General features: G+C 40.8%; 15 protein-coding genes. 11 read left to right on the top strand and 4 right to left on the bottom strand.

Annotated features, from left to right (window positions below; all coding sequences use genetic code 11):
* Window positions 1–23: 23 nt before the first annotated feature.
* From IF202_RS09650 to gloA, 11 genes are all read left to right on the top strand, one after another.
* Window positions 24–1,262 (top strand): saccharopine dehydrogenase family protein, encoded by a 1,239-nt coding sequence (locus IF202_RS09650; RefSeq protein WP_191594704.1) that lies wholly within the window; start codon window positions 24–26, stop codon window positions 1,260–1,262.
* A 276-nt stretch (window positions 1,263–1,538) separates the two neighbouring features.
* On the top strand, window positions 1,539–2,324 hold the full coding sequence (locus tag IF202_RS09645) for an SHOCT domain-containing protein (protein ID WP_191594703.1): 786 nt from the start codon (window positions 1,539–1,541) through the stop codon (window positions 2,322–2,324).
* A gap of 219 nt (window positions 2,325–2,543) precedes the next feature.
* The gene (locus IF202_RS09640; protein ID WP_235963439.1) at window positions 2,544–4,154 is read left to right on the top strand and encodes a glucan biosynthesis protein G; all 1,611 of its coding nucleotides are present in this window, start codon (window positions 2,544–2,546) and stop codon (window positions 4,152–4,154) included.
* A 2-nt stretch (window positions 4,155–4,156) separates the two neighbouring features.
* The gene (gene mdoH, locus IF202_RS09635) at window positions 4,157–6,271 is read left to right on the top strand and encodes a glucans biosynthesis glucosyltransferase MdoH (protein WP_191594702.1); all 2,115 of its coding nucleotides are present in this window, start codon (window positions 4,157–4,159) and stop codon (window positions 6,269–6,271) included.
* A 100-nt stretch (window positions 6,272–6,371) separates the two neighbouring features.
* A complete protein-coding gene (locus IF202_RS09630) occupies window positions 6,372–7,058 on the top strand; it encodes a response regulator transcription factor (RefSeq protein ID WP_191594701.1) in 687 nt (228 codons plus the stop codon).
* Window positions 7,055–8,431, top strand: coding sequence for a sensor histidine kinase (locus IF202_RS09625; RefSeq protein WP_191594700.1), 1,377 nt, complete (start codon window positions 7,055–7,057; stop codon window positions 8,429–8,431). Before IF202_RS09630 ends, IF202_RS09625 begins: the two co-directional genes overlap by 4 nt.
* A gap of 128 nt (window positions 8,432–8,559) precedes the next feature.
* Window positions 8,560–10,527 (top strand): TonB-dependent receptor domain-containing protein, encoded by a 1,968-nt coding sequence (locus tag IF202_RS09620; RefSeq protein WP_191594699.1) that lies wholly within the window; start codon window positions 8,560–8,562, stop codon window positions 10,525–10,527.
* Between the two features lie 76 nt (window positions 10,528–10,603).
* Complete coding sequence (locus IF202_RS09615; protein ID WP_191594698.1) at window positions 10,604–11,782, top strand: ABC transporter substrate-binding protein; 1,179 nt, start codon at window positions 10,604–10,606, stop codon at window positions 11,780–11,782.
* Window positions 11,775–12,881 (top strand): FecCD family ABC transporter permease, encoded by a 1,107-nt coding sequence (locus IF202_RS09610; RefSeq protein ID WP_191594697.1) that lies wholly within the window; start codon window positions 11,775–11,777, stop codon window positions 12,879–12,881. The genes IF202_RS09615 and IF202_RS09610 overlap by 8 nt, the downstream gene beginning before the upstream one ends.
* Window positions 12,878–13,639, top strand: coding sequence for an ABC transporter ATP-binding protein (locus IF202_RS09605; RefSeq protein WP_191594696.1), 762 nt, complete (start codon window positions 12,878–12,880; stop codon window positions 13,637–13,639). Before IF202_RS09610 ends, IF202_RS09605 begins: the two co-directional genes overlap by 4 nt.
* A 125-nt stretch (window positions 13,640–13,764) precedes the next feature.
* Window positions 13,765–14,292 carry a lactoylglutathione lyase gene (gloA, locus tag IF202_RS09600; protein ID WP_191594695.1) on the top strand — a complete coding sequence of 176 codons (528 nt, stop codon included), beginning with the start codon at window positions 13,765–13,767 and terminating at the stop codon, window positions 14,290–14,292.
* Window positions 14,293–14,424: 132 nt separating this feature from the next.
* Here the strand turns inward: gloA and IF202_RS09595 are convergent, their stop codons facing one another.
* From IF202_RS09595 to IF202_RS09580, 4 genes are all read right to left on the bottom strand, one after another.
* Window positions 14,425–15,321 carry a carbon-nitrogen hydrolase family protein gene (locus tag IF202_RS09595; protein ID WP_191594694.1) on the bottom strand — a complete coding sequence of 299 codons (897 nt, stop codon included), beginning with the start codon at window positions 15,319–15,321 and terminating at the stop codon, window positions 14,425–14,427.
* An 81-nt stretch (window positions 15,322–15,402) separates the two neighbouring features.
* Window positions 15,403–16,440: an extracellular solute-binding protein gene (locus tag IF202_RS09590; RefSeq protein WP_191594693.1), complete on the bottom strand. Its 1,038-nt coding sequence runs from the start codon at window positions 16,438–16,440 to the stop codon at window positions 15,403–15,405.
* 118 nt (window positions 16,441–16,558) lie between these two features.
* The gene (locus IF202_RS09585; RefSeq protein ID WP_191594692.1) at window positions 16,559–17,362 is read right to left on the bottom strand and encodes an ABC transporter permease; all 804 of its coding nucleotides are present in this window, start codon (window positions 17,360–17,362) and stop codon (window positions 16,559–16,561) included.
* Complete coding sequence (locus tag IF202_RS09580) at window positions 17,355–18,290, bottom strand: ABC transporter permease (protein ID WP_191594691.1); 936 nt, start codon at window positions 18,288–18,290, stop codon at window positions 17,355–17,357. Before IF202_RS09580 ends, IF202_RS09585 begins: the two co-directional genes overlap by 8 nt.

Genomic DNA, 18,290 nt, shown 5'->3' with positions numbered 1-18,290 from the left:
AAAACTTTGGAGATAACCTAACGATGAAAAAAAATGTATTAATCATTGGCGGCGGAGGCGTGGCTCGTGTTGTAGCCCACAAATGCGCCCAACACAACGACACACTGGGCAATATTGCAATTGCTTCACGTAGCGTAGCGAAATGCGACGATATTGTAGCCAGTGTCCTCGACAAAGGCAGCATGAAAATTGAGGGACGCATTCAGGCATTCTCCCTCAACGCTCTTGATGTGCCAGCAACCATTAAATTGATTAAAGAAACAGAGTCAGAAATCGTGATCAACGTCGGTTCAGCCTTCGTTAACATGTCTGTATTAGAAGCCTGTATGGAAACAGGTGCGGCTTATTTGGATACCGCTATTCATGAAGATCCAAACAAAATTTGCGAAACCCCACCGTGGTACGCTAACTATGAGTGGAAACGCCGTGACGCCTGCAAAGAAAAAGGCATTACCGCTATATTAGGTGTGGGCTTTGATCCGGGCGTTGTAAATGCCTATGCAGCATTGGCTTACAACCACTATTTAGACTCCGTTGATTCTATCGACATTATCGACGTGAACGCTGGTAGCCATGGTAAATACTTCGCCACTAACTTTGACCCAGAGATTAACTTCCGTGAATTCACCGGTCGCGTTTACTCTTGGCAAAAAAGTGCATGGCAAGAAAATAAAATGTTTGAAGTTAGCCGTACAGACGAACTGCCTGTTGTCGGATCGCAAACAACTTACATGACTGGCCATGACGAAGTACATTCTTTGTCTCAGAACTTAGATGTGCCAAATGTACGTTTCTGGATGGGCTTTGGTGAACATTACATTAATGTTTTCACTGTATTGAAAAGCCTAGGTTTGCTATCTGAGCAACCGGTTAAAACAGCTGAAGGTTTAGAAGTTATTCCATTGAAAGTGGTTAAAGCGGTTCTTCCTGATCCTTCTTCACTTGCACCAAATTACACAGGTAAAACCTGTATTGGTGATGTGGTTAAAGGTAAAAAAGACGGCAAAGACAAAGAAGTATTTATCTACAACGTGGCAGATCATAAAGACGCTTATAACGAAGTGGGCAGCCAAGGTATTTCTTATACTGCTGGCGTGCCACCTGTTGCAGCAGCAATCCTTGTTGCTAATGGCACTTGGGACGCAAAAGAAATGCGTAACGTAGAGCAACTAGATCCAAAACCTTTCTTAGGTTTGTTGAACGAAATGGGTCTACCGACTCGTATTAAAGATGAAGACGGCGACCGCCTTTTCACTCTTTAAGTTTTTATTTACAGTAAGATAATGACAAATAAATAGCCTCGTCACCAGCTAAAGGTGCCGGGGTTATTTTTTATCCGTCCGCTTCTCTTTCATGTTTATAAACATCATATTCCCTTCTAATTTAGAGATTATAGAGTCAATTTAGATTGTTCGAAAAATAAACAATTAAGTCGCATTTAGTTCATCATCATTATGATAGACTGCACACACCACGGAACCTGCCAACACACGAAGCTGAACAGCTCTCCGTTAATTAACTTATTTAGGGAGAAATGTATGCAAAACCTTACTCAAAGCGGCCAACAATTGGTTAATAGCCTTTGTTGCAAATACAATCTTAGTTACGATGCTGTCGTGCACATGCTAATCGCAGTGAATAACGGATCTGGTAGCATGGCGCAATTTAACTGCCAAGAATTAGGTGGTGGTGGTCAATGGATGCGTAGTGGGATGACCATGGTTGGCGATATGTTTAATAATGGTTTAAAAAATACCGTAGACAACCTTTGCAACGACTTAGCAAACGGCCTTGCTAACCTTGAAATATTCGTTCCTATTCCGCAAGGAACGCCAGGTAGCAGTCTATGGTGGCCAGGAAACCTAGGACAACCATTCAGCAGTGGCGCACAAAATAATATTCGCTACGCTGTGTTTCCAAATCGCTTGGCGGTTGAACTTAATGGTCAAGTAACGGTTTATAATACCCTAGACAACAATATTGGCGGTGTCAGCCAGCAGCAAGGTGGCGACACATCACTGACCTTCAGTAGTCAATACGGTACTATCGCAGTAAGTAGTTTACCTATTATCTCAGGGCCTGGCGTTGCACCTGAGCTACAACGTAATTTCGCTGAACCAGTGCAAAATACTTTTATTCCAGAGAGAAGCAATATAGCTCAGCAAAACAATAATACTCAACAAACAAACAGTCATATTCCTAATTCATCTTCTATTAATGAAACGATTCAATTAATAGAAAAGCTGTCTAAGTTAAAGGATGCTGGGGCAATATCTGAAAACGAATACAACACGAAAAAAACCGAATTACTTAGCCGAATTTAACCATAGAAAACCGTAACCTTATTTAAAAAGCCTATGTTATCTGTTTGATAACATGGGCTTTTTAAGCTCTACAGCAAGAAATACATCATAGACGCTCACTCTTTACAATTAACTGAAGCTCCCCGCCTCCAACCTTACAGATAGCTAAGATATGATAACTTTCAATTAAGTAGCCTAATAAAAGGGCGAAGATCAAACACGGAAGAAGAGGGCTTCATCTTGAAATTATTTCTTACACCACCTAGCTGTCATCCCATTAAGTCACTATTTTTTGTGAGCTTTTCTGTACTTACATTCTTCATGATCAGCACATCAATCCATGCAAAATCATCCAACTCTGATGTATCAACAAATACTCAGCCAGCAGAGAATACAAAACCGGCGAAAGAGTCACAAAATATAGGGACACCCTTTTCACATCAAACTGTGATTGAGCTGGCTAAAAAGTTGTCGCAATCACCTATGCAACCAATTGAAAAGGCACCACAGGCTTTGATAGATATGGATTACAGTACCTATCGTCAAATCAACTTTCAGCAGAATCAAGCAGTTTGGGGTAATACACCCACTAAGTTTTCTGTTCAATTGTTCGCACCTGGCTTTTTGTTTAAAGATTTAGTGTCCATTGATGTAGTTGAGAACGGTCGTTCCTTCCCTTTAACCATGTCACCTGATTCATTTTCCACTCCGAATGATGAGATTGGAAAATTGATTTCTGAGGTAGGAAAGTACGCAGGACTACGTTTGCATTACCCGATTAACCGTGAAGATTACAATGATGAGTTTATCGTTTTCCAAGGTGCGAGTTATTTTAGAGCAGTTTCAAAAGGTCAAACATACGGTTTGTCAGCTCGCGGCCTTGCCGTTGACGTAGCGCAGCCAAAGGGAGAAGAGTTCCCTATGTTTACTAAGTTTTGGATTGAGCGTCCAGCATCAAGCCAAGACGCTATTGTAGTTCACACTTTACTAGACAGTAAAAGTATTACAGGAGCCTATCGTTTTGGGATTTACCCAGGCAAACCAACTCGTGTTGAAGTGAAATCAACCCTATTTCCTCGTGTCGATTTACAACACGTTGGAATTGCTCCTTTGACATCCATGTTTATGCACAACAATTCGCTTGATGCATCAGACATTCCAGATTACCGACCTGCCGTGCATGACTCAGAGGGCTTACAGATTTTAACGGGGAAAGGCGAAATGCTATGGCGCCCTTTGAATAACCCTAAGAACCTGCAGGTAAGCGCATTTTCTGATCAATCTCCAAAAGGGTTTGGCTTAATTCAACGTAGTCGAGCTTTTGATGATTATGAAGACCTAGAAGCTAATTATCAAACTCGTCCTTCTGCTTGGATAAAGCCCATGAACGATTGGGGTGATGGACAGGTTGAGTTAGTAGAGATTCCCTCTGATGCAGAATCAAATGACAATATAGTTACTTATTGGCAGCCTAAAGGTGGTCTGAAAAAAGATTCATCTTATACATTCCAATACTTGATGACATGGTCAAACGACACCCCTGTTTCATTAGACTCTCCTCGTACGATACGCAGCGCAAAAGGTACGAAACTCTTTGGTCAGCATCCAGAAGTGGTAATTGACTTTAATAAGATGACAGACGTGAATGTTGACGACTTAAGTGTCGATGCCAACATCAGCGAAGGAGAGATCTTAGAAGCATTGATCGTTAAGCATCCATACAACAAAGGGGTTCGTGTGTACCTTACTTTTGATCCTAAAGGCGCCAACGTATCTGAACTCAGAGTGCAGCTTAAAAAAGGTGATGGAGCCGCCACACCGACTTGGTTGTATCGTTGGTTAGAGGAATAACGATGCTAACTAAAGCCAAACTTGCATTACCAATAGAATCTCCTCTTGATATGCCTCGTCACTCTGTTAACGAGGCAAGTAAACCTCTAGGGAAAATGTTTCAAACCTTTGCCGTGACTACCTTTTTAGCACGCTTTTTTGTTGTTCTTATGACGGTCACGCTATCTTGGTATGGCGCAACTGAGATGTATTTAGTACTTAGCATCAATGGTATCGCAGGACTGCAGTGGTTATTTCTATTACTGTTTTGCATTAACTTTAGTTGGATTTCATTCGCTTTTTCCCAAGCGACGTTAGGGTCATTTAGTCAACTATCTCCTTTCTCTCGTCGTCGAAAAGAGCAAGAAGTAGAGGCTGTTACAGCCATTTTATTACCCGTTTATAATGAAGATCCTCTTCGTATTCGCGCCAGCATTCAGGCAATGCATGAAGACATTGCAAAAAAAGCGCCAGGGAAGTTTGCCTTCTTCATTCTCAGTGATACCAACAAAGCAGACGCTTGGATCGAAGAAGAAGAAGCGTTTAGTCCACTACTAAATCACAACCAATCTATTTGCCCTATTTATTATCGCCGTCGTCACAATAACAAAGAACGTAAAGCAGGCAACATAGCAGATTGGGTGACTCGATTTGGTGGCGCGTATGAATGCATGATTGTTCTTGATGCAGACAGTTTGATGAGTGCAGATTGCTTCCAAAGTTTAACTCGAAGAATGAGCGCAGAAGCATCTCTTGGCCTCATTCAAACCTTGCCGACACTAATTCGAGCCAATACTTTGTACGGTCGTATTCAACAATTTGCGAACCACTGTTTTGGCCCTGTTTACGCCTCTGGTTTAGCCGCATGGCATGGTAATGCGTCTAACTTTTGGGGACACAACGCCATTATTCGTACCAAGGCATTTGCTCAAGCTTCTGGCTTACCGATTCTTGAAGGAAAAGCACCTTTCGGCGGTCATGTAATGAGCCATGATTTTATGGAAGCGGCATTGTTACGTCGTGCTGGTTGGGGCGTTCGATTTGATACCGATTTACAAGCTTCTTATGAAGAAGCACCACCATCACTTATCGATGTAATTGTACGTGATCGTCGTTGGTGTCAGGGCAACTTACAACATAAAGCCTTTGTCTTCGCCAAAGGTTTTCACTTTGCCACTAGATTGCATTTAGTCACTGGAATCATGTCTTATCTAAGCGCAATATTTTGGCTTCTGTTAATTGCTGTCGGTTTTGCTTTGGCTGTACAGGCCTATTTTGTTCGTCCTGAGTATTTCGCCAACCCTTCTCTTTTTCCAACTTGGCCTGTATTTGATTTCGAAAAAGCACGTTCTTTATTCGTCTTATCTATGTCGTTGGTATTAGCACCAAAAATCTATGGCTGGTTAGCGGCTCTATTGAATATCCGCCGTTGCTTGGGGTTTGGTGGTCCCATATTGCTGACACTAAGCATTATTGTCGAAACACTTTTATCTGCGTTATACGCTCCGATTCTTATGCTTTCTCAGTTCCAAGTGGTATATGACATTCTGCGCGGTCGAGACAGTGGTTGGAAGCCTCAGCCACGTGACGATGGCGCCAACTCTTGGAAAGTCGTCTGCCGAGCTCATTTTAGCCATACCGCATTAGGATTGGCCTTAGCTGGTGGCGCTTTGTTTCTGAGTCCTGAACTATTCTATTGGTCTCTACCCATTACTTTTGGCTTAACTTTTTCTATTCCTTTGTCTTGGTTGAGCGGTGGTAAAAACAGGGGCAACATTATTCGCCATCTTGGCTTACTACGGGCCCCTGAAGAAAAGCGTACTAATGCCATTATTACCGCACTTAACAAATACGACGCTGAACTAAAACCGCTTCATTCAGACGAAGAAATATCGTCTTTAGTAAGACTGACTTCTAATCCAGATCTGTTTTATTGGCACCTCGCTCAATTAGCCGATTCAGCAACAGAAGAATCACAAAAAGAGTTCTGCAGAACATGGATTTGTGCAGAGTGGCAAATTATCCATAACCAAGAGATTCAAGGTTTGTTAAATCACTTACAAGAAGATGAGTGTTTGAGTATTTTGCAACACCGCTCACTGCTTGAAGCAATGGAGAAATACGTTGTGAAGGTTTAATTCTTAAGAATAAATAAAGCCACTGCCTATCATTAAGTGACTTTATGTAACCAAACAAGCATAATAAGAATCATTATCAATTAACGATTCTTATTATATTATGATCAACTCTAAAATTTTAATTATTGAAGACGACGTTTTTTTAGGACAAAAAATGTCTCAGCTCTTGGAATCTAAAGGGTTTAACACGGAAGTATTTCATGACGGTGAAACAGGCTTACTTGCCGCTTTAAAGTCGTCTTTTGATTTGATTTTATTAGATATTATGCTGCCGAGTATTGGCGGATTAAAAATATTAGACCTTTTACGTAAAGAGCGTCAAACACCCGTCATGATGATTTCTGCCCTAGGCGCAGAAGAAGACAGAATCAAAGGGCTCAGTATTGGTGCAGATGATTATTTACCAAAGCCTTTTAATTTTACCGAAATGGCGTTGCGAGTGGACGCATTACTTCGCCGTTCCTCACAAAATAAAGAATCAAAAAATGCCTTAAACCTAAAAGACGATCACTTAGTATTGTCTCGTTTAGAGCAACACGCGCATTACAATCATCACCCCCTACATTTATCTTCGATCCAGTTTCGCATTTTGTGGCTCTTGATAGAAAATCAAAACGGTGTCTTAAGCAAGGCATTTTTATCGCAAATGGCATTAGGTAAACCCTTCAACCAATACGATAGAAGCCTTGATATGCACGTCAGTCGAATTAGAAAAACTCTGATTGCAGCAGGCATGCCGAGTGAATATCTCACCACTGTTCACGGAAAGGGTTATTGTTACCGATGAAAAATAGCTTATTGTGGAAATTGTTTTTTATTATTGCCGTTGGCACCGTGGTGTTTTTCTGGTTGATCGATTTAGTCGCCAGTCATACAGAAGAAAGCATGAGCTACATTGACCAAGATTATCGAGCCGAATTACAAGCCTATGCAAAAGAAGCGGAACGTATCCTCTATAAAGAAGGTGAAAGTGCTCTTTCTAAATGGGTTAAGGAAATAGAAGAAAAAGAAAACACTTGGATAGCCATATCGCGCCCGAAGATTCAAAACCTCGCAGACACTCAACTTTCCGATGCTTACTTAAGCACTTTTGGGCTAGGTCGAAGTTTAGAATGGAAAATACATTTATATTTTGTCCATAACCCGACGATGGAAATTCGATTTGAAGACGGCATCACTCACTTTTTAATACAGCTCCCTCAACGTATGAGACCCGGTGCTAACTTATTCATTATCGACTTATTGTTACAAATTGCTTTGCCCTTTCTTATTTTGTGTCTCATCACCTATATTTTATATCGCTACATGATGAAACCATTAAAAAAGTTAGAAAAAGCAACTAGACGTTTTAGTGAAGGTGATTTTAATGTTCGTGCAAGTGAAGTATTAACACAGCGTAAAGATGAATTAACACGATTGTCTTCGACCTTTGATCATATGGCTGACCGTATAAGTACATTGATCATAGATCAACGACAACTATTGGCCGACTTATCTCATGAATTAAGAACACCATTAACACGGCTTAATATCGCAGTGGATTGTGTCGAGCAAGATTTAGATTCGCAAGATGCATTAGAAAGGCTGCGTTATGAATCTTCCAATATGCAAGGTTTGATAGACGATGCATTGACGCTGGCTTGGTTTAACACAGAATCCCCCAAACTGGCTCTAGAAAAGCTGGATATTACGACGTTACTACAAGTTATCGTAGACGATGCTCAATATGAATTCCCTCATCACATAATCACCTTACTTCAACCAGACCACGTTATTGTCATCAACAGTGCCCATCAAGCATTAAGCGCCGCTTTAGAAAACATCATCCGAAACGGACTTTTTCATACACCAGAAGGCAAGACATTAACCATTGAACTCAAACAAGAAAACCATAACCTTCTGATCGACATAAAAGATCAAGGGTGCGGTGTACCAAGCGAATATTTAGAAGACATTTTTAAACCTTTCTTCCGTATAAAACAAAGTAATCACAACAACGATCGCAGTGTCAGCTCCAAAAAAAGCGGTTATGGATTAGGACTCGCATTAGCGATGCGCCAAATCACTGCACTTGGTGGCAGCATTCATTCAGAGAATATTGACAACAATCCCGTAACAGGCTTACTTGTTTCTATTCACTTACCTTATGACCCTGTGTAATTACGCACATCAATACATAACTTTCACATCGGTGAAATGTAACAAATGTAAAAGTCATTCACTTTCTTTACATAAACAAGATAATAGCCGCTATCAAATGTAAACAATTCTCATTTATAGAGGTATTTATGCTTTCCTATCGTTTATTTTCAAAATCTATTTTAGCGATTGCCATTTCTCAAACAGTACTTTCAGGCGTTGCTATTGCAGAAGACACTACGGTACTTATTGACGAAATAAAAATCGAAGGTCGAGCTATTACCGAACTTGACCAAGCAGTATCCGATACAGAAATATCCCAAAGCCAAGCAACAACCTTATCCGAATTATTCAAAAACAAAAGCGAAGTGTCTGCCGGAGGCCCAGTAAAAATGGGTCAAAAGATCTATGTTCGAAATATCGGTGAAGACTCTTTAAACATTACTGTCGATGGCGCAGAACAAGCAGGAGCTATATTTCATCACGCGGGACGTCTTTCCGTTGAACCTGAGCTATTAAAACGAGTAGAGATTGAAGCCGGTGCAGCCAACGCAACCGCAGGCCCTGGTGCATTAGGCGGCTCTGTTCGGTTTATCACTAAAGACGCAAGTGATTTATTAAAAGACAATCAAAACATCGGAGCCTTACTTAAATCCACTTATAGCACCAATGGGAACAGCCTAAAAAACAGCGCCACGATTTATGGTCGTACCTCTTCTGGCAATACGCAAGCCATGTTAAGTATCATAAGTGGCCAACATGATAATTACGAAGATGGTAATAGTGACGAGATCGGTGGTAGTGAGTCTGAAGAAGAATTGGGGTTCCTAAAAGTTAAAACCCATCTAACCGACGAACAAACTTTGTCTATTTCTCACGAGAATTTAACGGAAGAAGGTGATGTCAACTATAAGCCAGAATGGGCAACACATAGCACTAAAAATGTTACAGAGCCAACCACCGCTGATCGTGAAACGACTACTTTAAATTATGATTTTACTAATCGTGATAATGATCTAATTGATACAAGCATCACAGTTTATCGAACAAAAAACCAACAAGAAAGAGAATACAGTGGCACAAGCTATAGCGGCTACTTTGAAACTTTAGGTTTGACGCTAGAAAATACTAGCTTAATTAGTAGCCACCAACTTACCTATGGCCTTAACTATAGAGACGACACAAGTTACTACATTAATAGTGACCTTTCTGAAACAGGTAATGTCGCAGGGCTCTATATACAAGACACAATAGACTTATCAGATAAGCTTATTTTATCCACAGGTTTACGCTATGACCAATATGAGTTAACAGATGTAAACGGGCAAGAACTTTCTGACGGTGGCTTGTCTCCTAATATTGGCACAACATACCATATCAATGACACGTTAAACGTAACGGCAAATTATGCACAAGCCTTAAGAGGTGCTGAAGCGAAAGATGCATTCAAACTCGATAGCTCTAGCAACTCAAGTGACTTAACAGCAGAAACATCGGAAAATATTGAGCTAGGTATAAATTACAATACAAACCGATTAGAAGTTGGATTTGGTGTTTATCAATCCACTATCAATGACGTTATTGGCCTTACCTTACCATGGGGTAAAGTTTATACAAATTTAGAGGATCCTATTGAAACAAACGGCTACTACTTAGATGTAACTTATCGCTTAAATAGTCTAATCGCTGGCCTTCATTTTCATAGTGCAGATACTGTATCTGGTGATGACATTGTTACTCGCTATGTCTATGGATCAACGGCTAATTCGATCGGTGATACCTTAGCGCTAAGCCTGGATTATGAATTCAATAAAAAATTTAAAGTAGGTTGGTCAGCTGAAATGGTGAAAGGCATACATGATATAGACTTAGACGTTGGTGGAACGGAACTCAACATTGATAAACCAGGCTATACGACACACGATATATATGCTCAATGGGTTCCTTTAAAAGACGATTCATTAACCTTAACCTTAACGGTAAATAACCTTTTTGATAAGGAATACTTAAGCCATGCCAGTGTTGCTGACTACACTGATCATACAGGCTATGAAGCAATTATCGGCTCTTATGAAGCGGGTCGAGACATTCGCTTAAGCGCCGCTTATAAATTCTAACAATAACCAATTCCCCTTTACGCCAGTTCTTATTTTTATAGGAACTGGCGCTTTTGTTATTAAAAGGAAGCTTTTTATGAATACTTTTTCTTCTCTTAAAAGCCTAATGTTAAGTCTTGCGTTCGTAATTTTCGGCTCTATGAGTTTTACCATTCAAGCTGCTCAAACGTCTTTTACCGTCACTGATCTTGCAGATCGTAAGGTCACCTTCTCTGAGCAACCAAAACGCATTATTTTAGGTGACAGCCGCTATATACACGCTCTTTCTATCTTGAACCAAGATGACCCGATTAAATCCGTGGCCGCTATGTTGTCAAAACTACAATGGGTAGATTACGGCAGCTTTATCGAGTATCAAAAGCTTTACCCAAGCATTGCTGACATCCCTGTTATTGGCCGAACTTCTGCGGACAGTTTTAGCATCGAAAGTGCCATTGAATTAAACGCTGATTTGGCAATTTTTAGCTTAGATGGCCATGGCCCAAATGCTCGCCATAGCAATATTATTAAAATTCTTGAAAAAGCAGGCATTAATGTTGTGTTTGTAGACTTTCGAAAAGACCCTTTAAACAACACATCAAAAAGCTTAACACTATTGGGCAAAATCTTAGGCAAAGAACAGCAAGCAAAACGCTTTTTAGATTTCTACCAAGAACAATTGGAAAAAGTAACGATTAAGATAACCGGACTGTCTGCTGAACAGAAAAAGCGCGTGTTCATCCATAGCCGTGTCGGTGTTTCTAGCGCCTGTTGTGAAGCAATGGCACGAGGCATGATCGCGGATCTTATTGACGCGGCAGGTGGTGATAACATTGCGTTATCCGTCGTTCCCGGTGCTGCAGGTATGATGAATCCAGAATACTTACTAGAACAGCAACCTGACACTTATATTGCCACCGCCGTTGGCTCTAAAGGCATGCCAAAAGAAAATCCAGACGATGTCCTTCCTTATGTCATGTTAGGTGCTGGCGTACCAAATGAATTCGCAGAAAAGTCTTTATATCAAGCTCTGGCTCGCTCTAATCTGAGTTCACTGAATGCGGTTCAAAACCATCAAGCCTACGCATTATGGCATGGCTTCTATAACTCCCCCCTTAATGTGATAGCCGTTCAAGTAGTTGCGAAATGGTTGTATCCAGAAGAATTTAAAACATTAAATCCAGAAGCAACATTGGATTATTTCTTCGAGAATTTCCAAGCGATTCCACTCACAGGTGTTTATTGGACCCAGCTTTCTAAGGAAGTATATGAGTAAGCTATGTTCATCACTTCACCGTGTTTTTCAAGGTAACAAAACACAGATAGGATCGGCCAATTCTTTGGCTGATCAATATCGCCAATACATGAGCACTCGGTTTATTTTCTTGACCGTCTTGGCCATGGTAATTTTATTCACACTCTTGTATGACTTGTCTGAAGGCCCTTCCTCTTTGAGTTATGGTGATTTACTAAAAGGCCTTTGGTCGCCGTCATCTTTGCCAATTTCTCAGCAAGTTATCATTTGGGATATTCGTCTACCTTACGCACTCATGGCGATTCTTGTCGGTGCATCTCTTGGCTTGGCAGGTGCTGAAATGCAAACTGCGCTTAACAACCCATTGGCCAGCCCATTTACCTTAGGCGTAGGATCTGCAGCCACCTTTGGCGCGTCATTGGCAATCGTCTTCGACTTTAGTTCATTTGGAATAACCCAAACCTATTTACTGCCTATCTTTGCCTTTGCCTTTGCCTGCCTCACATCACTGATCATTCTTGGTGTCGCAAACAGTTTAGGAGGCAGTATTCAAAGCGTATTGTTATTTGGTATCGCGTTAATGTTTGGTTTAAACGCTATGGTCGGCGTGATTCAATTCGTAGCGGACGAAGGTCAATTACAGCAAATTGTTTTTTGGACCATGGGCAGCCTTGCGCGAGCAGATTTGGAAAAAGCCACCATAGTCGCTGTGGTTTTCATTCTGTGTTTGATCGTCAGTCTACGTAATTCTTGGTCGATGACCCTACTTCGCAGCGGAGAAGAACAAGCCCAAAGCATGGGGATTAACGTGAAACGTTTGAGAGTGACTACACTTGTTCGAGTTAGCCTAGTCACGGCTGTCGCACTGGCTTTTGTTGGCGAAATTGGCTTCATTGGTTTGGTTGCTCCGCACATTGCACGCATGATGATTGGTGAAAGCCATCGCTTTTTTTTGATTGGTAGTACCTTGTGCGGGGCATTATTGTTGTCGCTCGCGTCCATTGTGAGTAAAAGCGTCATCCCAGGCTTGGTATTGCCTATTGGAATGGTTACTTCTCTTGTTGGTATCCCTTTCTTCATCACTCTTATTTATCAACATCAAAAGCGACATTCATTATGAGCCTTACTCTTCAAAATATCAGCATCGCTTATGGCAGCAAAAAGATCCTATCCGACATTACTTTAGACGCGATTAAACCAGGAACTTTAGTCGCGTTATTAGGAAAAAATGGCGCGGGGAAATCGACTCTAATCAAGGGGCTTGCTGGCCTTAAATCATATCAAGGTGAAGCGTCTTTAGATGGTGTTGAGTTAGCAAATATGACACAGCATCAACGATTGAAAAGCATCGGCTATGTACCACAAACACTACCGCAAGGGAGTAGCCTACTCGCTTATGAAGTCGTCAAAAGTGTTGTCACGCTACAAGGAGAAAGTACGTTTAAAGAACAAACCATAGAAGACGTATTTGAACGGTTGAAAATATCCCATTTAGCCCTTTGGCCTATGCATAAGCTATCAGGTGGACAAAGGCAAATGATCAGTTTGGCTCAGGCCATTGTACGTAAACCCAAGCTGTATTTACTTGATGAACCCACCAGCGCACTGGATCTCAATTGGCAGATGCAGGTATTAAAAGCCATTCGTGAAGAAGTAAGCTCTCAGAATGCCATTGCAATATTAATAAGCCATGATATCAATTTAGCGCTGCGCTATAGCGATCAAGTCGTTCTACTCAATCAAGGTCAAATTTTAGCCGAAGGACCGCCTAAAGAAAGTTTAACCGTCGACCATTTAGCTCAAGCGTATAACGTCAATGCCAGAATAGAATCGTGCTCAAAAGGGCACCCAATAATTCTTATTGATAACGCGTTATAAACTGAGTTGAAAGATACGTTGAAACCTTTCTATTTGATGCTATTTCATGAACAATAGCTCTTCTTAAAAAATTCACAGATGTGTTTTACTCTTAGTTTTTGATCATTTTCATTAAGGACTATCGAATGTCTAGTTATAACGAGTCACCAGAAAAAATTGCCAAAGCTACAGAAGGTTATGTCATGCAACAAACGATGTTGCGAATTAAAGACCCAAAGCCATCTTTAGACTTTTATCAAAACGTATTAGGCATGAAGCTACTGGGTAAATACGACTTCCCTGGAATGGAATTTACTCTTTACTTCCTTGGCTACGAGCAAGAAATTCCTGAAGGCGATGATAAAACCAAAACAGAATGGGTATTTCGTCGCCCAGCCTTAATTGAGTTGACTCATAACTGGGGCAGTGAAAAAGATGAAAGCTTCGCAGGCTACCACAGTGGCAATGAAGATCCACGCGGGTTTGGTCACATCGGCATCAGTGTTCCAGACGTCTATGCTGCCAGTGAACGATTCGCAAAATTCGATGTGGAGTTTGTGAAAAACCCAGATGACGGCTCAATGAAAGGTTTAGCCTTTATCAAAGACCCAGACGGCTATTGGATTGAAATACTTTCTGCAGAAGGAATCACTGAAATTATTCTTTCGCAGTAAAATCAAAAAAAATAAGCGATTGATACCAAGTGTATTTTTCTTCCTTGAGAAAGACACTTGGTATTATTTATTAACACAGTGTTTATTCAGATTCTGGCATCAAACTGAGTATTCAAAACAGTGTTAATACCACTACAATAATTTTAATTGCGCGTCCCAGTCCTTATAATTTAGCACGCCACCATTAGTCCGCAATGCACGCATTTTCACGAAATCTAACGTTGCATAGACCCATGCAGATTGATTCATTTCACCCTGAGCCAGAATCCCATTTGCAGGAAAACCTTCATCCATTGGCGTATACACACCCGCACAACCAATACTAATATCAATGGCTGGTGACCATGCAGCTTCACCTACCAAAGGAGCATGCAATACATAGCATTGATTTTCCATTGCCCTAGCCTGACTACCAGTACGCACTCGATGATAGCCAGCTAATGTTTCTGTGACGCTGGGAACTAGAATCAAGTCAGCACCCATTTCAACTTGTCGACGGGCAATTAATGGAAATTCTGAATCATAGCAAATACTAATACCAATTTTTCCGATGGCAGTGTCTATGATTTTAATTTCAGTGCTTGGACGTATGTCCCAATCTTCTGCTTCGACACGTGTCATGATGTGCTTATCTTGAAAATCAGACAGACCATTAGGATGGAAAACATAGCTGCGGTTTACAAATACTTCCTCACCCGCTTGAGTGATTTTCACTGGAAAACTACCTGCCACAATAGTGACCTGATGCTGCTGCGCCAGTTTTTGGTGAGCCTCAAGAAACAGCGGTAAATATTCCTGTATAGCATGTAATTGGCCGTGTATGTCGCTTTGCAGAGGCTTATCCATCAAAGAACATAATTCCAACGCAGCGTATTCTGGGAATAATAGAAGTTGTGCATCATTAGCAACAGCGTCGCTTACCCAGCTTTGTAGGTTATCGATAAAACCTGCTGTATTGTTAAAGTAACTTACCGCATATTGGGCAACTGCAACCCGACATTGATCGGGAGTGGAAAGCGGTGTAGCCATTGTGATATATCTCCTTAGCTTATAAAAAAACAGGAGGTAAAGATGCAAACCTTACCTCCTGCTGTACCTTTATTAATTTAATTATTTATTAATATCAGTCCAGATACGTGTGTATAAATTACTGGTTTCTGGTGAACATGAATCAAGGAAGCCACCTGCTGCTTTGTATTCATCAGGAACACTCAATTCAGGTGCGTTTCTTAACTCTTCCGACATGAATTTTTCAGAACCTTTAATACCATTAGAATACTTAGCGAACTCAGAAATCATCGCTGCGTTTTCTGGATCCATTATAAAGTTCATAAATAATTTGGCATTTTCGACGTTTTTTGCATCCTTAATAATACCTACACTATCCATAAAAAATGGAAAACCTTCTTTTGGGTAGCCAAGGCGTACATCTACATTTTTCTCGCGTGCGCGCATTGCTGCACCGTTCCAGTAATAAGCGGCTGCATAATCACGGCTGGCGAATTTTTCGATAGTCCCGTAATCCATCGCAATCCATTTTTCTTTCGCTTCAACTAATTTGTCACGTACTTTTTTCAGTACTTCTTTATCAGTGGTACACCACTCTCCACCCATATAGCGAATAGCAGCATACATCACATCATTTTTTTCTGGTGCAACATTCACTTTACCTATTAGTTCTTTAGGAGGATCAAGAAAAATCGAAGATGTATTAATATCGCCATCATAAACAGACGTATCAACCACAACGCCTGTCAAACCCCATAACCAAGGAACAGTATATTTACGACCTTGATCCCAAGGTACGTTAACCCATTGCTCATCAACATTTTTAAAATTTTCCATCAGATCAGGACGTGCTTCTAACAGCAAACCTTCTTTAACAAAAATCGGCACATAATTGGCGGATGGGACTACGATGTCAAAGCCATGACCACCCGCTTTGATCTTGGTTAATGCAGTGTCATTTGAGTCAAAATCTGTGATTGTGACTTTCACATCATAAGCTTTCTCAAATTTTTCAATCATTTCTGGACTGGTGTAATCACCCCAGTTGAAAATATTTAGCTCACCTTCGGCATGAGCAGTACTTATACCTGTAGACAAAGCTAGAGCAACTGCCGTAGTTAATAACTTACATTTTTTCATAGTATCCCCTTAAAAATTAAAAGTACGCATACAAAAGTTATCTTACATTTTACAACTCAGTTTTTTCTATAACGGATGAGAGCCGTTAGGAACATGTGATATTTAACTCATTCTTAATTCAGGTCTTTTTACGACTGGAGAAGAAGAAGGCTGTGACAAGTAACACAGAAAACGCCAAAAACACGGTAGCTATCGCATTAACTTCCGGAGTTATGCTTCGACGTAATTGCCCCAACATATAAGTTGGTAAGGTTTCTTGCCCACCCGATTTAACAAATTCAGTAATCACCACATCATCCAGAGAAATAACGAAGGCCAGCATAAATCCAGCAATAATACCGGGACGTAATAAAGGCAAGGTAATCAAACGAAACGTTTTCCATGGCGTGGCATATAGATCACCAGCAGCAACTTCGAGACCGGAATCCATACTCTCTAGTCGAGCACGAATCGGCAGATAGGCAAATGGAATACAGAATGCAGTATGTGCCAGTATCAAGTAAGTCAGTCCAGAATAACCAGTCCAAACTTTAATTTTTGAAAACACAATCAATAACGCAACAGCGGTCACAATTTCAGGAACCATCAGCGGCTGATTAATCACTGCGTATTTAAAGACTAAGCCTGGATAAGGTTTTACACGGGTCGTAGCAAGTGCTGCCATAGTCGCGCAAATGGTCGCAACAGTTGCAGCGATTACTGCAATTAATATAGAGCGTCCCGCTGCTTCCTGTACGGCATCATTTTTGAGTGCGACCTCAAACCAACGTAATGAAAACCCCTCCCATTGCACGATAGAGTCACCACTGTTAAAAGCATAAAACACCAGCATACAAATCGGCAGGTACAACAGAAAAAAGGTTAATAAAGCAATGAACCCAAAGCCGGGTAAGGTACGAACATTAAAGTGACGACTACCCATGATTGGCTCCTGATCGTGTTGCATTTCGAACATAGAAGATTAAGGCAAACATAACCAACAGCATCAGCGTTATTGAAATGGCTGAGCCTAAAGGCCAGTTTCGCCCTGCACCAAATTGCGATTCAATTAAATTACCCAACATCATATTTTTACCACCACCTAATAAACGTGGTGTCACATAGGCGCCTAATGAAGGAATAAATACCAATATGCAGCCTGCGATCATGCCTGGTTTTATCATAGGTAGAATAATGCGCCTCAATACTTTCAAACGTGTCGCATATAAATCGTAACCTGCTTCAACCAAACGAAAATCAAGCTTTTCTATACTGGCATACAATGGCAACACCATGAGAGGTAAATAGACGTAAACCATGCCAAACAAAATCGCACCATCTGTGTATAGCATCTGAATAGGCGAATCAATAATACCAATAGCTAGTAATGTATTATTGATAATACCTTCATTACGGATAACTTCTTGAATTGCAAAAGTACGGATCAGAAGGTTTGCCCAAAATGGAATGGTAATCAGAAACACCCAAATTTCACGCGTATGTTTAGGACGAGTAGCAATGAAATAAGCCGTAGGAAGTCCGAAGGCTAAAGCAGCTAAGGTGGTGAGTATAGAAAGCTTAAGTGAGCGCCAAAAAATAGTAAGGTGAGCATCGGCAAGGCCGAGAGTTTCATCAAAGATATCTCGCTGAAAAAAGACGTTTATCCAGCCATCAAATGAAAACTCCCATAACTTCACACCGCCATAATCACCTTTAACCATGAATGAATACAACAGCATAATAAGTATAGGACCAATAGCCGCCAGCATAATAATACTGAGAGCTGGAAGTGATATTATCCAGCGATTTAAAGCTTCACGCTTACGATAAGGTGGCAGTTCATTATTAGTAACATCAGTTTTGGTCGTCAT

Source organism: Marinomonas colpomeniae (assembly GCF_014803385.1).
Classification (GTDB): Bacteria; Pseudomonadota; Gammaproteobacteria; order Pseudomonadales; family Marinomonadaceae; genus Marinomonas; species Marinomonas colpomeniae.
The sequence above is the reverse complement of the archived record's forward strand: the minus strand, read 5'-3'. Positions and strand labels throughout refer to the sequence as shown.

Coding starts and splice junctions, on each gene's coding strand:
- IF202_RS09650 (WP_191594704.1), top strand. CDS start 24: ATGAAAAAAAATGTATTAATCATTGGCGGCGGAGGCGTGGCTCGTGTT.
- IF202_RS09645 (WP_191594703.1), top strand. CDS start 1,539: ATGCAAAACCTTACTCAAAGCGGCCAACAATTGGTTAATAGCCTTTGT.
- mdoH (WP_191594702.1), top strand. CDS start 4,157: ATGCTAACTAAAGCCAAACTTGCATTACCAATAGAATCTCCTCTTGAT.
- IF202_RS09630 (WP_191594701.1), top strand. CDS start 6,372: ATGATCAACTCTAAAATTTTAATTATTGAAGACGACGTTTTTTTAGGA.
- IF202_RS09625 (WP_191594700.1), top strand. CDS start 7,055: ATGAAAAATAGCTTATTGTGGAAATTGTTTTTTATTATTGCCGTTGGC.
- IF202_RS09620 (WP_191594699.1), top strand. CDS start 8,560: ATGCTTTCCTATCGTTTATTTTCAAAATCTATTTTAGCGATTGCCATT.
- IF202_RS09615 (WP_191594698.1), top strand. CDS start 10,604: ATGAATACTTTTTCTTCTCTTAAAAGCCTAATGTTAAGTCTTGCGTTC.
- IF202_RS09610 (WP_191594697.1), top strand. CDS start 11,775: ATGAGTAAGCTATGTTCATCACTTCACCGTGTTTTTCAAGGTAACAAA.
- IF202_RS09605 (WP_191594696.1), top strand. CDS start 12,878: ATGAGCCTTACTCTTCAAAATATCAGCATCGCTTATGGCAGCAAAAAG.
- gloA (WP_191594695.1), top strand. CDS start 13,765: ATGTCTAGTTATAACGAGTCACCAGAAAAAATTGCCAAAGCTACAGAA.
- IF202_RS09595 (WP_191594694.1), bottom strand. CDS start 15,321: ATGGCTACACCGCTTTCCACTCCCGATCAATGTCGGGTTGCAGTTGCC.
- IF202_RS09590 (WP_191594693.1), bottom strand. CDS start 16,440: ATGAAAAAATGTAAGTTATTAACTACGGCAGTTGCTCTAGCTTTGTCT.
- IF202_RS09585 (WP_191594692.1), bottom strand. CDS start 17,362: ATGGGTAGTCGTCACTTTAATGTTCGTACCTTACCCGGCTTTGGGTTC.
- IF202_RS09580 (WP_191594691.1), bottom strand. CDS start 18,290: ATGACGACCAAAACTGATGTTACTAATAATGAACTGCCACCTTATCGT.